The organism is Actinoplanes sp. NPDC049668, from assembly GCF_044465445.1.
GTDB lineage: Bacteria > Actinomycetota > Actinomycetes > Mycobacteriales > Micromonosporaceae > Actinoplanes.
Genome location: NZ_JBITLR010000006.1, coordinates 318,274 through 332,488 on the forward strand (window position 1 = coordinate 318,274; position 14,215 = coordinate 332,488).

At 70.4% G+C, this 14,215-nt stretch carries 10 protein-coding genes and 2 riboswitches; of the genes, 7 read left to right on the forward strand and 3 right to left on the reverse strand.

Annotated elements, in window-relative coordinates; genetic code table 11:
* Positions 1–149: 149 nt before the first annotated feature.
* The 6 genes from ACIBSW_RS26120 to ACIBSW_RS26145 all read left to right on the forward strand — a co-directional run bounded on the left by ACIBSW_RS26120 (position 150) and on the right by ACIBSW_RS26145 (position 9,671).
* Positions 150–2,147 (forward strand): CDP-alcohol phosphatidyltransferase family protein, encoded by a 1,998-nt coding sequence (locus tag ACIBSW_RS26120; protein ID WP_354718051.1) that lies wholly within the window; start codon positions 150–152, stop codon positions 2,145–2,147.
* On the forward strand, positions 2,147–4,321 hold the full coding sequence (locus tag ACIBSW_RS26125) for a bifunctional glycosyltransferase family 2 protein/CDP-glycerol:glycerophosphate glycerophosphotransferase (RefSeq protein ID WP_354718049.1): 2,175 nt from the start codon (positions 2,147–2,149) through the stop codon (positions 4,319–4,321). Before ACIBSW_RS26120 ends, ACIBSW_RS26125 begins: the two co-directional genes overlap by 1 nt.
* Positions 4,322–4,535: 214 nt before the next feature.
* On the forward strand, positions 4,536–5,834 hold the full coding sequence (locus ACIBSW_RS26130) for an ATP-binding cassette domain-containing protein (protein WP_354718047.1): 1,299 nt from the start codon (positions 4,536–4,538) through the stop codon (positions 5,832–5,834).
* A 145-nt stretch (positions 5,835–5,979) separates the two neighbouring features.
* On the forward strand, positions 5,980–6,429 hold the full coding sequence (locus ACIBSW_RS26135; RefSeq protein WP_354718045.1) for an ATP-binding protein: 450 nt from the start codon (positions 5,980–5,982) through the stop codon (positions 6,427–6,429).
* A 90-nt stretch (positions 6,430–6,519) separates the two neighbouring features.
* Positions 6,520–7,257, forward strand: coding sequence for a beta-phosphoglucomutase family hydrolase (locus ACIBSW_RS26140; protein WP_354718043.1), 738 nt, complete (start codon positions 6,520–6,522; stop codon positions 7,255–7,257).
* 41 nt (positions 7,258–7,298) lie between these two features.
* Complete coding sequence (locus ACIBSW_RS26145; protein ID WP_354718042.1) at positions 7,299–9,671, forward strand: glycoside hydrolase family 65 protein; 2,373 nt, start codon at positions 7,299–7,301, stop codon at positions 9,669–9,671.
* A 65-nt stretch (positions 9,672–9,736) separates the two neighbouring features.
* On the opposite strand, the gene ACIBSW_RS26150 is transcribed toward ACIBSW_RS26145, so the two are convergent.
* Positions 9,737–10,759: a hypothetical protein gene (locus ACIBSW_RS26150; RefSeq protein ID WP_354718040.1), complete on the reverse strand. Its 1,023-nt coding sequence runs from the start codon at positions 10,757–10,759 to the stop codon at positions 9,737–9,739.
* A gap of 3 nt (positions 10,760–10,762) precedes the next feature.
* Positions 10,763–10,901: riboswitch (cyclic di-AMP (ydaO/yuaA leader) on the reverse strand.
* A gap of 281 nt (positions 10,902–11,182) precedes the next feature.
* Positions 11,183–11,332, forward strand: a riboswitch (cyclic di-AMP (ydaO/yuaA leader).
* Positions 11,333–11,371: 39 nt separating this feature from the next.
* Here ACIBSW_RS26150 and ACIBSW_RS26155 point away from each other — a divergent pair.
* On the forward strand, positions 11,372–12,436 hold the full coding sequence (locus ACIBSW_RS26155) for a hypothetical protein (RefSeq protein WP_354718039.1): 1,065 nt from the start codon (positions 11,372–11,374) through the stop codon (positions 12,434–12,436).
* A gap of 21 nt (positions 12,437–12,457) precedes the next feature.
* Here the strand turns inward: ACIBSW_RS26155 and ACIBSW_RS26160 are convergent, their stop codons facing one another.
* Complete coding sequence (locus tag ACIBSW_RS26160; protein ID WP_354718037.1) at positions 12,458–13,243, reverse strand: ABC transporter ATP-binding protein; 786 nt, start codon at positions 13,241–13,243, stop codon at positions 12,458–12,460.
* Positions 13,236–14,132, reverse strand: coding sequence for an ABC transporter permease (locus ACIBSW_RS26165; RefSeq protein ID WP_354718035.1), 897 nt, complete (start codon positions 14,130–14,132; stop codon positions 13,236–13,238). The genes ACIBSW_RS26160 and ACIBSW_RS26165 overlap by 8 nt, the downstream gene beginning before the upstream one ends.
* Between the last annotated feature and the right edge of the window lie 83 nt (positions 14,133–14,215).

Below are 14,215 nucleotides of genomic sequence, written 5' to 3' on the forward strand. Positions count from 1 at the left end.
CGCCGGGCCGCCCTCGGTCCCGAGGCGGAGAAGCGCCCTCGCGTTCCCGTAAGGGCTACCCGTACCCCGTGTGAAACCACTGTTAGCATCGGGGCGATCCCGCCCCGGACACGCCGTCGCCATGGGCGGCGTGTGGGAGGGATGTCTCGGTGACGCTCGCCGTGCTGTGCGGAAGCACCGGCAACGACCTCGACCCGGGTGCGGCCCGTCGGCTCGCCGACGAGCTCACCGCGGCCCTGGCCGCGGCCGGGGCCACCGCGGTCGTGCCGGTGGAGGGACTCGACGTCGCGGTGCAGCTGCGCGAGATCGCCAGGATCGCCGCGGACGCGGCGGAACCGTTGCTGCTGTGCGCCGACAATCTCGTCGCCCACCCGAGCCTGCTCTGGACCCTGGCCACCGAGCCGGCCGGCCGCAGCACCGCCCTGGTGATCCCGGAGGACGGCGGCGACCTGCGCGAGGAGCGCGGCCGGCTGGTCGCGGCCGCGGACGGCACCACCCGCTTCCTCGGCGCGATCAGCATCGCCCCGGCCGACCTGCCGATCCTGGCCGCGGCCGCGGCCCGCGCCGCCGATCACGTGCCGGCCGCGCCGGGCCAGGTCGGCGTCGTCCGGCGGGACGCGGTCGACCTGCTGCTGCCGGAGCTGATCGAGGGCGGCCTCGTGCCCATCGCCACCCGGGTGCGGCTGCTGCACGCCGAGCGGGTGCACGCCCCCGCCGAGCTGACCGCCGCCCGCGCCGCGGTCGCCGCCGTCGACGAGGACTCCGCGCTGCTGCGGCTCGCGGTCAAGGAGAAGGACGACTTCTTCACCACCTACGCCGTCAGCACCTGGTCGCCGCTGGTCACCAAGGGGTGTGCCCGGCTCGGCCTGAGCCCGAGCGGCGTGACCGCGCTGTCCGTCCTGTTCGCGGTGGCGGCCGCGCTCGCCTTCTGGCAGGCCTCGCGGCCCGCGATGATCGCCGGCGGGATCCTGCTCTACCTGGGCTTCGTGCTCGACTGCGTGGACGGTCAGCTGGCCCGCTACACCCGCAGCTTCTCCGCGTTCGGCGGCTGGCTCGACACGATGGCCGACCGGGCCAAGGAGTACGCGGTCTACGCCGGCCTGGCCGCCGGCGCCGAGCGGGCCGGCCTGCCCTACGCCTGGCCGCTGGCGATCACCGCGATCCTGCTGCAGACCGTCCGGCACATGACCGACACCTGGTACGGGGCGCTGCACGACGAGGCCGCCGCCCGGCAGTCCGTCGGCACCGCGGGCAACGCCGACGCCGGTGGCGGGGTGGGTGCACGGCTCAGCCGGGCGTCCAACCGGGTGCAGGCGGACACCGGCTCGGCGGCGTACTGGCTGAAGCGGATCGTGGTCTTCCCGATCGGCGAGCGGTGGGCGCTCATCGCCGTGCTCGCGGCGTTCGGCAACGGCCGGATCGCCCTGGCGGCGGTGGTGATCTGGGGGCTGCTCGCCGCCGCGTACACGTTGGGGCTGCGCTCGCTGCGCTCACTCTCGATGCGCGTCGGGGTGCTCGACACCGTCGACACCTCGCGGCACCGCGACGACGGCCTGCTGGTCCGCAACGTCCTGAGCGCGGCCCGGGCAGGTGCGCCGCTGGCCGCGACGGTGGTGGCCGCGCTCGCCGCGCTGGTGCTGGTGGTGGGCCTGCTGGCGGGCTGGGTGCCGACCGGCGCCGTGGTCGGCCGGTGGGTGGACGGCGGGCTCCAGGTGGAGTTCGTCCGGGCCGCCGAGGCCGCCGCACTCTGGCTCGTGGCGGCCGCGGCGCTGGTGCTCGGCGCCGGGCTGCCCGCTCGCGCCCGGCACGACGGGCCGCTCGACTGGCTGATTCCCGCCGGCCTGCGGGCGGCCGAGTACCTGGTCGTGGTCGCGGTCGGGTTGTTCGGCTCGGTGCCACCACCGGTTGTTTACCTGTTGTTGTTCGTCCTGGCACTTCGCCACTACGACCTGACCGCCCGGATGGAGAAGGGTGCACCCGGCGCCACCGCGGCGAGGGCATGGCTCGGCTGGGACGGCCGGGTCGCACTGCTTGTGTTGTGCGCGCTGGGCGGGGGCGCCACGATTGGTGAGTCGCTGCTCGCCGTCGTGGTGGGCGCTTCCTTCCTGGCGGGGGCGGTCGGAGACTGGAGATCCGGAGGTTCGTAGTGCCCCTGCTCAGTGTGGTGCTGCCGGTGTACAACGTGCGGGGTTACCTGCGCCAGTGCCTGGACTCACTGCTCGAGCAGGCCTTCACGGACTTCGAGGTGGTCGCCGTCGACGACTGCTCACCGGACGGCAGCGGCGCCATCCTCGCCGAGTACGCGGCGCGTGACCCACGGGTCCGGGTCGTCTCGCTGGAGACGAACGCGGGGCTGGGCGGGGCGCGCAACGCCGGCCTCGATCAGGCGGTCGGCGACTACGTCTGGTTCGTCGACAGCGACGACTGGCTGGCGCAGGGCGCGCTCTCCGCGGTCGCCGGCCGGCTCGCCGACACCGACGCGGACGTGCTGGTCGTCGGCTTCGACCGGGTGTACTGGGACGGCCGGGTTCGGGTCGCCGGCGCCGGCGCGCTGCTCGCCACCGCGCCGCGGACGTTCACGCTCGTGCAGTGGCCGACGCTGCTCGACGTGCTGCACGTGGCCTGGAACAAGATCGTGCGCCGGGACCTGCTGATCAAACTCGGCTTCCGCTTCGAGTCGGGCTGGTACGAGGACGTCTCCTACACGTTCCCGGTCCTGGCGGCGGCCGGCCGGATCAGCGCGCTGGGCCGCACCTGCGTGCACTACCGGCAGCGCAGGACCGGGGCGATCACGCGTACGGTCGGTGACCGGCACTTCGACATCTTCACGCACTGGGAGCGCGCGCTCGAGCTGGTGGAGGAGTACGCGGAGCAGCCCGAGCAGCTGCGGCTGGCGCTCTTCCAGCGGATGATGTGGCACTACGTGATCGTGCTGCGCAATCCCGAGCGGATACCTCCGGAGTCACGCCGGGCCTTCTTCGACCGGATCGCCGCGGACTTCCACCGGTACCGGCCGGCACAGGGCTATCGCTTCCCACCGGGGGCCGCGGGCCTGCGGCTGCGGCTCGTCGAGCGGGGATCCTTCCTGCCGTTCCGGGCGCTGAACCGGGTCGTCAACGCGGTCAAGGCGCTGAACCGGCGGCGGCGGGTGCCGCTGCGGAAGGCGCGCGGGTTCGCCAAGCGGGCGCGGCAGGCCGCCTACCGCGGCTACTACCGGCTCCACCTGCACCTGCCGGTGGACGACCGGCTCGCGCTGTACGCCGCGTACTGGTACCGCGGGGTGACCTGCAACCCGGCGGCGATCTCGCGCAAGGCCGCCGAGCTGGCCCCGGACGTGCGCAACGTCTGGGTCGTCGGCCGGGCCCGCGCCGGTTCCGTCCCGCCGGGAACCGACTACGTGGTCGCCGGTTCGCTGCGGTACTACCGGGCGCTGGCCCGCGCCCGCTGGCTGGTCAACAACGTGAACTGGCCGAATTGGGTGGTCAAGCGGCCCGGCGCGACGCATCTGATGACCCACCACGGCACGCCGCTGAAGATGATGGGCCTCGACCAGGTGGACCACCCGGCCGCGGTCAAGGACTCGGACTTCCGCGCGCAGATGCGCCGCGCGGACCGCTGGGACTTCAGCATCTCGGCGAACACGCACACCACGGTCGCCTGGGAGCGGGCCTACCCCTGCCGGTACGAGACGCTCGAGGTCGGCTATCCGCGCAACGACCGGCTGGCGACCGCGTCCCCGGCCGACACGGCGGAGGTGCGGGCGAGGCTCGGCATCGCACCGTCCGAAAGGGTGGTCCTCTACACGCCGACGCACCGCGAGTGGCTGCGCCTGGGCGAGCGGGTGCTGGACGTGGAGGCGTTCGCCGAGGCGCTGGGGCCGGGGAGCGTGCTGCTGGTCCGCGCGCACTACTTCCACGTCGCGCCAAACGAGGTGACCCGGTCGCGGCGGGGGCGGATCGTGGACGTGTCGGGGTACCCGGTGGTCGAGGACCTCTATCTGGCCGCCGACGTGATGGTCACCGACTACTCGTCGGCGATGTTCGACTTCGCCGTGCTGGACCGGCCGCTGGTGATCTTCGCGCCCGACTGGGAGGCGTACCGGGAGCTGCGCGGCACCTACTTCGACCTGATGGAACAGCCGCCGGGAGCCGTCGCGACGACCTTCGCGGAGCTGGTCGCCGTCTTCGCCGACGGCGGGTACGCGAGCGGCGAGGCAACCGGCCGGCGGGCCCGCTTCCGGGAGCGGTTCTGCTACCTCGACGACGGCCGGGCCGCCGAGCGGGTGGTTCGCCGGGTGCTGCTGGGTGAGACCGCGCCGTAATTCTTCGCGACTGCGAATCCGGGCCCGCTCGCGGCCCGCGAATGCCCGTTCGGGTCTCCACCTGCATAGACTGTGCAGTTAGTTGATCTTGTGACGTCGGTAAATGGGTAATCGGCCGGTGACTGTGGGCAAATGGCCTTTTCACCCGATGGCAGACATTGATGCGTGTAGTCACGCTAAGCCATCGTCGCAGCTCAAACGCAGGAGGTTGGCGGTGTCCACCGTCGCGCTCAAGGACGTCACCAAGGTGTGGCCGCACGGCAGCGTCGCGGTCGACCGGGTCAGTCTCGACGTCCAGGACGGTGAGTTCCTGGTCCTGCTCGGTCCCTCCGGGTGCGGCAAGTCGACCATTTTGCGCATGATCGCCGGGCTGGAGGACCCCACCTCCGGCGCGATTCTGCTCAACGGCGAACCGGTTATGGACCTGGCGCCGCGCGATCGCCGGATCGCCATGGTCTTCCAGGACTTCGCCCTTTATCCGCACATGACGGTCGGCGAGAACATCGGCTTCCCGCTGAAGCTCTCCGGCGTCGAGCCCCTGCCGCGCGGCGAGCGGATCGGCGACGTGGCGAGCGCGCTCGGCATCGGCGACGTGCTCGGCCGGCGGCCCGGGCAGCTCTCCGGCGGTCAGCGTCAGCGGGTCGCGATGGGCCGGGCCATCGTGCGCCGCCCGGGGCTGTTCCTGATGGATGAGCCCCTGTCGAACCTCGACAGCGGCCTGCGCGCCGAGCTGCGTTCGGAGATCACCGGGCTCACCCGCGAACTCGGCGTCACCACCATGTACGTCACCCACGACCAGGCCGAGGCGCTGACCATGGCCGACCGGGTGGCGATCATGCGCAAGGGTGTGCTCCAGGACATCGGCACCCCGACCGAGGTGTACGGCAGGCCGGCCACCCTCTACGTCGCCGCGTTCCTCGGCGCGCCCCGGATGAACCTGCTCGAGGCCTCGGTGTACGTGCACCTCGATCGATACATCGCGCTCCACCTCGGCGAGCAGGCGCTCTACCTGCCCTGGAACGACATCCGGTCGCGGGTGATCGCGCACTACCACGGCGAGCGCATCGTGGTCGGCATGCGGGCCGAGGCGCTGGCGCCGGTCTCCCCGGACACCCCGGGCGACGTGCTGCACGGGCGCATCCGTCACCTCGAGCACCACGGCCACGAGTCCCTCGCCTTCCTGGACATCGGCGCGACCGCCATCGTGGTCGACGAGATCGCCGGGATGACCGCCGACTCCGTCGCCGATTCCGGCGCCTTCCGGCGGATCGGGGGAGCGCTGCAGCGGCTCGCCGGCCGCGGTGGCAAGGCGGTCCTCGAGCGCGACGACCCGGAGAAGACCTCGGTGCTCACCGACCCCGGCCGGCACCAGCGCCGCCCGGCCGAGCTGGCCGTGCGGCTGGCGCCGTACCCGGCGGTGTCGCCGGGGCATCCGCTCGCGATCAGCGTACGGATGGACGCCCTGCACTTCTTCGACGATCGCGGCGATCGCATCGACGTCGGCTGGCGCTGACGCCGGCAACCTCTTCTGAAGTTCCCGGGATCTCTCGGCTGCCACGGAGGCGGTACAGAGCGTAGGCTGCTCGGCGGTGGAGGAAACTGTCGACCACGATGTGCTGCGTCCGGCTCCGGGCAGGGAGTCGCCGGACGGTGCGCCGGTGCGTAAAGATCCCGATCGATCCGGCCTGGGTCTCACCCTGCTGGACCGCACGTTCGGCCGCGACGAGATCACCGTGGTGCGCCACGAGGTCACGGCGCGGCTCGATCGGGGAGCGCTCGGCGATCGACTGCACGGCTTCGTGCTGGCGATCAACGAGATCATCACCAATGCCGTGCTGCACGCCGGCGGTCACGGCCGGATCGTGCTGTGGGGCACCGCGGGGTCGTTGTGGTGCACGGTGACCGACTCCGGGCCGGGGATACCGGAGCGGCTCCGGCATCCGCCGGAGGCGCCGGAGGCATTCGAGGTGGGTGGCCGGGGCATCTGGCTGGCGCACCAATTGTGCGACGAGGTAACGATGGCCACCGGTCCGATTGGGACTACTATCGGACTGCGCATAGACCTGCCCAGGCGTATCACCCTGTCTGACCTGGTCAACGGCGCCTAGGCCGGCGATTGAACACGGCATGAAACGCCGTGGAAATATCGTCACGCACATGGAGCGGTGTTGGCCACTCTGTGCGACTACATTGGTCCAGTGCTCGGACTACCTCCCCAAGTGACGGCCTGCCTTTTCGACCTCGACGGTGTGCTCACGCAGACCGCGCTGGTGCACAACGCGGCATGGAAACAGACCTTCGACGCGTTCCTCCAGGCGTGGTCGGAGCGGCATGAGCAGCCGTTCGTGCCGTTCGACTCCGGCGCCGACTACCACAAGTACGTCGACGGCCGGCCGCGCGCCGACGGGGTTCGCACCTTCCTAGCCTCGCGGGGCATCACCCTGCCCGAAGGCACGCCCGACGACGGTCCCGACGAGGAGACCGTCAACGGCATCGGCAACCGCAAGAACGAGCTCGTCCTGCAGAAGATCGCGGAAGGCGCGGTACAGGTGTACGCCGGATCGGTGGACTACCTGCACGCCGTCCGGGACGCGGGCCTGCGCCGCGCCGTCGTCTCGGCCAGCGCCAACTGCGCGGACGTGCTGAAGGCGGCCGGCATCGCGGACCTGCTCGAGGTTCGCGTCGACGGCGTCACCGCCCGCGCGGAGAACCTGCCGGGCAAGCCGGCACCGGACACCTTCCTGTACGGCGCCAAGCTGCTCGGCGTTGACCCGGCGAACTGCGCGGTGTTCGAGGACGCCCTGGCCGGCGTGGCCGCGGGCAAGGCCGGCGGTTTCGGCATCGTGATCGGCGTCGACCGGGTCGGCCAGGCCGACGCGCTGCGCGAGCACGGCGCCGACATCGTCGTGCAGGACCTCGCCGAACTCCTGAAGTAACCCCCACAGACTGTTCTCCTTTCAGTGCGAAAGGCACCACCGTGATCCGTGAACGGGCCTACCCCGTCGATCCCTGGCATATCCGGGAGACCCGCCTGGACCTGGACCTGATGGCTCAGTCCGAGTCCGTCTTCGCCCTGTCCAACGGCCACATCGGCATCCGCGGGAACCTGGATGAGGGCGAGCCGCACGGCCTGCCCGGCACCTATCTGAACTCGTTCTACGAGCTGCGGCCGCTGCCGTACGCCGAGGCGGGCTACGGGTTCCCCGAGTCGGGCCAGACGATGGTCAACGTCACCAACGCCAAGCTGATGCGGCTCCTCGTCGACGACGAGCCGTTCGACGTGCGGTACGGCGAGCTGCGCTCACACGAGCGCACCCTTGACCTGCGCGCGGGCACGCTCGAGCGGATCGTGGAGTGGGTATCCCCCTCCGGCCAGGCGATCCGGGTGCGCACGGTGCGGCTGGTGTCGTTCACCCAGCGGGCCGTCGTCGCGTTCCTCTACGAGGTCGAGGCGGTCGACTCGCCCGCCCGGCTGATCCTGCAGTCCGAGCTGGTGGCGAACGAGCAGCTCCCGCCGACCAGCAAGGACCCCCGCGTCGCCGCGGTGCTGGACCACCCGCTGCAGGCCGAGGAGCTGCTGGAGCAGCGCACCGGCGGCCTGCTCGTGCACCGGACCAAGGCCAGCGACCTGCGGATGGCCGCGGCGATGGAGCACCTGGTCGAGGCGCCGGGCAAGCACGCCGTCACCACCGAGGGGCACCCGGACTGGCTGCGCACCACGGTGGCCTGCAAGCTCGAGCCGGGGCAGAAGCTGCGGGTCGTCAAGCTGGCCGCGTACGGCTGGTCGAGCAACCGCTCGCTGCCCGCGGTGCGCGACCAGGTCGGCGCCGCCCTCGCCAGCGCCCGGCTGGACGGCTGGGAGGGCCTGGTCGAGGCGCAGCGCGACTACCTCGACGCGTTCTGGGACCACTCCGACGTCAAGGTCGAGGGCGACCCGGAGGTGCAGCAGGCGGTGCGCTTCGGCCTCTTCCACATGCTGCAGTCCGGCGCCCGCGCCGAGCAGCGGCCGATCGGCTCCAAGGGCCTCACCGGCCCGGGCTACGACGGCCACACGTTCTGGGACGCCGAGACGTTCGTGCTGCCGGCCCTGACCTACACCCAGCCGTCCGCGGCCGCGGACGTGCTGCGCTGGCGGCACTCCACGCTGGATCTCGCCCGGGAGCGCGCGCAGACCCTCGGCCTGCAGGGCGCGGCCTTCCCGTGGCGCACCATCCGCGGGCAGGAGTGCTCGGCGTACTGGCCGGCCGGTACGGCCGGCTTCCACATCGGCGCGGACATCGCCGACGCCGTGCGCCGCTACGTCTCGGCGACCGGGGACTTCGACTTCGAGCGCGAGGTCGGCCTCGAGCTGCTGGTGGAGACCGCCCGGCTGTGGCGTTCGCTGGGCCACCACGACCGGCACGGTCGCTTCCACATCGACGGCGTCACCGGCCCGGACGAGTACACGGCCGTGGTCAACGACAACATCTACACCAACCTGATGGCGCAGCAGAACCTGTTCGCCGCGGCGGACGCGGTGAAGCGCCATCCCGACCTGGCCCGCAGGCTGGGCGTCGACGGCGAGGAGTCGGCCTCCTGGCGGGACGCGGCGGCGTCCGTGCACATCCCGTACGACCGGGAGCTCGGGGTGCACCAGCAGTCGGAGGGCTTCACCCGGCTGCAGGAGTGGGACTTCGAGAACACCCCGCCGGAGGCGTACCCGCTGCTGCTGAACTACCCGTACTTCGACCTGTACCGCAAGCAGGTGGTCAAGCAGGCCGACCTGGTCATGGCGATGTACGTGCGGGGTGACGCCTTCACGCCGGAGGAGAAGGCCCGCAACTTCGCCTACTACGACTCGCGTACCGTGCGGGACTCGTCGCTGTCGGCGTGCATCCAGGCCGTCATGGCCGCGGAGGTGGGCCACCTCGAGCTGGCACACGACTACCTGGGCGAGGCCGCCCTGATGGACCTGCACGACCTGCACCAGAACGCCCGCGACGGCGTGCACGTGGCGTCGCTCGCCGGCTCCTGGATCGCACTGGTGGCGGGACTGGGCGGCATGCGGGACTCGGGCGGGCAGCTGTCGTTCGCGCCGCGCCTGCCGAGCCGGATCAACGCGCTGGAGTTCTCGCTGCTCTGGCGCGGCCTGCGGCTGCGGGTGGCGGTGACGGCCGATGAGGTCACCTACTCGCTGCGCAACGGCGGCGGCTCGGCCCGGCTGGACCTCCTGCACCACGGCAAGGAGGTCACCATCACCCAGGTGAAGCCGGTCGTGCTGACCATCCCGCCGGCGCCGCCGACCGGCCCGCAGCCGAACCAGCCGTTCGGTCGTGCCCCGGTCCGGCGGGCCACCGGCGGCAGCAACTGACCGACGGCCTCGGCAGAAGAGAAAGCCCCCGTCCGAAAGGACGGGGGCTTTCTTCCGCGCGGGGATCAGAGCATCGACACGTGCACGTGGTCCGTGTGATCGCTCGGTCCGGAGTATGACTTCCAGCCCGTCGCCGGGAACCAGATCTGCCTGTTCCAGATGACGTACAGAATGCCTAGCTTGTCGGCGTTGCGCACCAGGAACGCCATCAGGTTGTTGCCGTACTCCCGGGTGTCCTGGTTGTGCCAGGGCGAGAAGCCGCTCTTCTGCAGCGACCAGTCGCAGGCCCGGCCCTTCGGGTGCTCGAACGGGCCGCCGTTACGGTGGCAGCCGACGAACCGCTTGAAGTTCGCCTTCTTTACTTCCTTGTACATGTGGAAGGTCCGCGGGGTGATGCAGCCGCTGGTCGTCGGGTCGTTCACGCTGCACGACTCGGGGCTGAACTCGCCGTCGGAGTTACGCGGCGCCGCGGCGGCCACCGGCGAATTGGCGAGCACGAAACCGCCGGTCACGGTGTTGCCGCCGACCTTGGCCAGGGCCTTCTCCGCCGCCTGCTTCTGCTTGGTCATCGCGGCGAGGTTCTGCTGCTGGGCCTTGACCTCCTGGTCGAGGCGGGCCTTGGCCGTGTTGACGGCGTCGATGGCCTGGTAGAGCGCGTGCAGCTTGCCGTCGTTGAGTGCGCTGATCTCCTCGAGGGAGACCGCCTTCTTGAGGAAGCCCTCCGGGCCGTCCGTGTTCAGCAGGAAGCCCATGGTGGAGATGCCACCGGTGCGGTACTGCTGTGCCGCGACGGCGCCGACCTCGGGAAGCATGGCGTCCCGGCGGGCCTCGGCTTCCTTGACCCGCAGCGCCAGGCCGAGCTGCGTCTTGGTCGACTTCTTGACCGCGGACTTCGCCGCTACGAACCGGCGTCCGGTGGAGTCGAGCACTTCGTTGAGGAGTGGGTCGTCGTCGCCGTCGTCGGCGGTCGTCGTCTTCTTCTTGTCGTCCGGGTCGGCGCTTGCCGGAGCGGCGGGCACGAGAAGCATCGTGACCGCGACGAGCGGTGCCAGGGCGAGTACCAGCCACCGGCGGGGTCTTGCCGTCATTCAGAATCCTTCCGCGTGGCCGCCGACCGGGTTAGCTGACGGGTTCGGGACGGAAGCAATCCCTACCACGGTTAAGTGGATTCACCCCACTACTGCGTGTGGTTCCCCGGTTCGCCTCGCGGCGATTAGGCGGTGGACTGCCGGCACCTTGGGGGCGGTGCCTTCCTTGGCAGTAACCGGCGGCCAGCTTACCCGACAACGGGCCGTCTGCCAGTGTCCACGACGGCCATAAAAGCGTTACCCCGCAACGACTTTCCGTTACATTTCGATGTAATGACGCTGGTCGTTAACGACGGGTCGGCCATCGGTGTGAGTCACTGCATTGTTCTCGCGGAAAAATTACCCCGAGTGGCGGCATTGTTGCCCTAAGTGCGACACCTGTCGATTCTTAGCATCGATGGGTAGTGTTCGTCACGGTCTCCGCGGAGACCGCCGCCTAATCGTCGCAAGACGAGCCGGGGAACCAACCGAGTAATGGGGTGAATCGGGTCCGCGTCACAGGCACGGACCGGTAGGGATCGCTTCCGTCCCGAACCCGTCAGCTAACCCGGTCGGCGGCCGACGGAAGGAAAGCACTTGAGGCTCAAACCTGCCCGCCGACGATTAGCGGCCGTGCTGACGGCGCTCGTCGCCACCTCGGGGCTGGCGCTGGCCGCCCCGTCCCCCGCCTCCGCCGTGCCCCGGCCGCTAGCCGCGCCGGGCGACTCTGGCGACGACGGCGAGGGTGGCTCCAAGTCCCTGATCCAGCAGCTCGAGGCGGCGTCCAAGGGCTTCGTCGAGGCCAAGGAGGCCCTGGCCCGCTCCAAGGCGCGCCAGCAGCAGTTGATCGCCAAGCTCAAGGAGATCGACACCGAGCTCGGCCCCCGGCAGGCGGCGCTGGACGACATAGTCCAGCAGTCGTACCGGGTCGGGCGCCTCGGGCCGATGACCGCCCTGCTCAGCGCCGACTCCACCGGCAGCATGCTGGACCGCGCGGAGATCCTCGAGACGGTCGCCGTCAAGCAGGACCGCGCGGTGCGTGATCTCAAGGACGCCAGGGTCCGGCAGCAGCGGGCGAAGACCGCGATCGACGCCGAGATCCGCGATCAGCAGCGCCAGGTCGAGATCATGGCCAAGCGCAAGGCGCAGGCGGAGGGCGCTCTCAAGGCGGCCAACGCGGCGAACGGCGTCGACGAGTCGTCCGGCGGCGCCGAATCCAGCGGCGGGAGCAGCAGCGGCGGGAGCAGTAGCGGCGGCGGCAGCAACCTGCGGGCCGCGGCCGCGCCGCGCAACTCCGACGGGTCGCTGCCGAACCAGTCCTGCAGCGTCAACGACCCGACCACCTCCGGCTGCATCACGGCGCGCACCCTGCACGCGATGAAGGAGGCGAAGAAGGACGGCTTCACCCGCTTCGTCGCCTGCTTCCGCCAGCAGAACAGCGGCGAGCATCCGAAGGGCCGGGCCTGCGACTACGCCGCCGACAAGAACGGCTTCGGCGGCGTCGCCACGGGCAGCAGCAGGACGTACGGCAACCGGCTGGCGGACTACTTCATCGACAACGCCAGCGGGCTGGGCGTGCTCTACGTGATCTGGTTCAAGCGGATCTGGCTGCCCAGCAGCGGCTGGAAGGCGTACTCGAGGGGCAACGGCGACCCCTCGAGCGATCACACCAACCACGTGCATCTCTCGATGCGCTAGCCGGCCGCAGGGGTGCGGGGCCTACCGCTTGACGTAGGCCTCGTACTCCTTCAGCACGTCCTCGGTCGGGCCGTCCGCCCGGATCAGCCCCGACTCGAGCCAGATGCTGCGCTCGCAGGTGTCCCGGATCGACTGCTCGCTGTGGCTGACCAGGAAGACCGTGCCGGCCTCGGCCCGCAGGTCGCGGACCCGCTGCTCGCTGCGCCGGCGGAACTTCGCGTCACCGGTGGCCAGCGCCTCGTCGATCAGCAGCACGTCGTGCTTCTTCGCCGCCGCGATCGAGAACCGCAGCCGCGCCGACATGCCAGACGAGTAGGTGCGCATCGGCAGCGAGCTGAAGTCGCCGCGCTCGTTGATCCCGGAGAACTCGATGATGTCCTTCACCTGGGACTTCACGTCCGCCGGTGACATGCCCATCGCCAGGCAGCCGAGCACGACGTTGCGCTCGCCGGGCAGGTCGTTCATCAGGGCCGCGTTGACGCCGAGCAGCGACGGCTGCCCGGCCGCGTAGATCGCGCCGCGCTCGACCGGGAGCAGCCCGGCGATCGCGCGCAGCAGGGTCGACTTGCCGGAGCCGTTGGTGCCGATCAGGCCGATGGCCTCGCCCTTGTACGCGACGAAGCTGACGCCCTTGATCGCGTGCACCTCGCGCAGCGTGGCCGGCTTGGTGCCGGTGACGATCCGCTTGAAGCTCGCCAGCGGGCTGCCGGTGCCGGCCGTCGCGGCCTGGTGCACCCGGTAGACCACGTGTGCGTCGTCGACGATGACCGTCGGTTCGCGCCGGTCGGTGCCGGAGTCGTCAGCCACGGCCGTAACCCTTCTCTCCGCGCCAGAAGTAGATGTAGCCGCCGAGTCCGACCAGCACGGTCCAGCCGATCGCCTGGAGCCAGAGCACCGGGGCCGGGGCCGCCAGCGTGACGTCCTCCATCAGCGCGTGCCGCATGAGCTCGATGAAGATCAGCAGCGGGTTCGCCTGGACCAGGGCCAGCTTCCAGCCGCTCAGGTGATCGGTGAACTGCTGCACCGGGTAGAGCACGGCCGAGCCGTACAGCCAGATCCGCATGAGGAACGGCACCAGCTGCTTGAAGTCGGCGACCTTGGAGCCCAGCCGGGCCGTAAACATGGCCAGGCCCGCGTTGAAGATCGACTGAAGCAGGAAGGCCGGGACGATCAGCAGCCACTCCCAGGTGATCGGCTCGCCGAAGCCCAGCACGATGACCAGGAGCACGGCCATCGAGGCCACCATGTTGCGAATCTCGACCATGGTGATGGCCAGCGGAAGGCTCGCCCGGGGGAAGTGCAGCGCCCGGATCAGGCCCATGTTGGAGCTGATCGACTGGATGCCGGCCTGCACCACGGACTGGGTGAACCCGAACATGAAGACACCGATGCAGAGGTACGCGACGAAGTTGTCGACGCCTCGCTGGGTGTCCAGGAGCACACCGAAGATCACGTAGTAGACGGCCGCGTTGATCAGCGGCGTCAGTACCTGCCAGATGGCGCCGAGCTTGGTGCGGCCCAGGGTCGAGGAGACCTTGGCGTTCGCGTACGACGCGATGAAGTGCCGGTATGACCAGAGCTGCCGTGAGTAGTCGGGCAGGCCTGGCAGCTTGCCGGCGGCGCCAAGGCCGTGCCTGTGGGCCAGCTCCTTGAGCGTGAGGCCGGTGTCGGAATCGGCGACCGCCGTAGGGGGCATGGGGTGGCGCTCCGATCTGGTTGATCCGGTGGGGGCCGAGGGCCTGGCTGAATCGTCCGGGGACACAGGTACAAGTGTGCGCG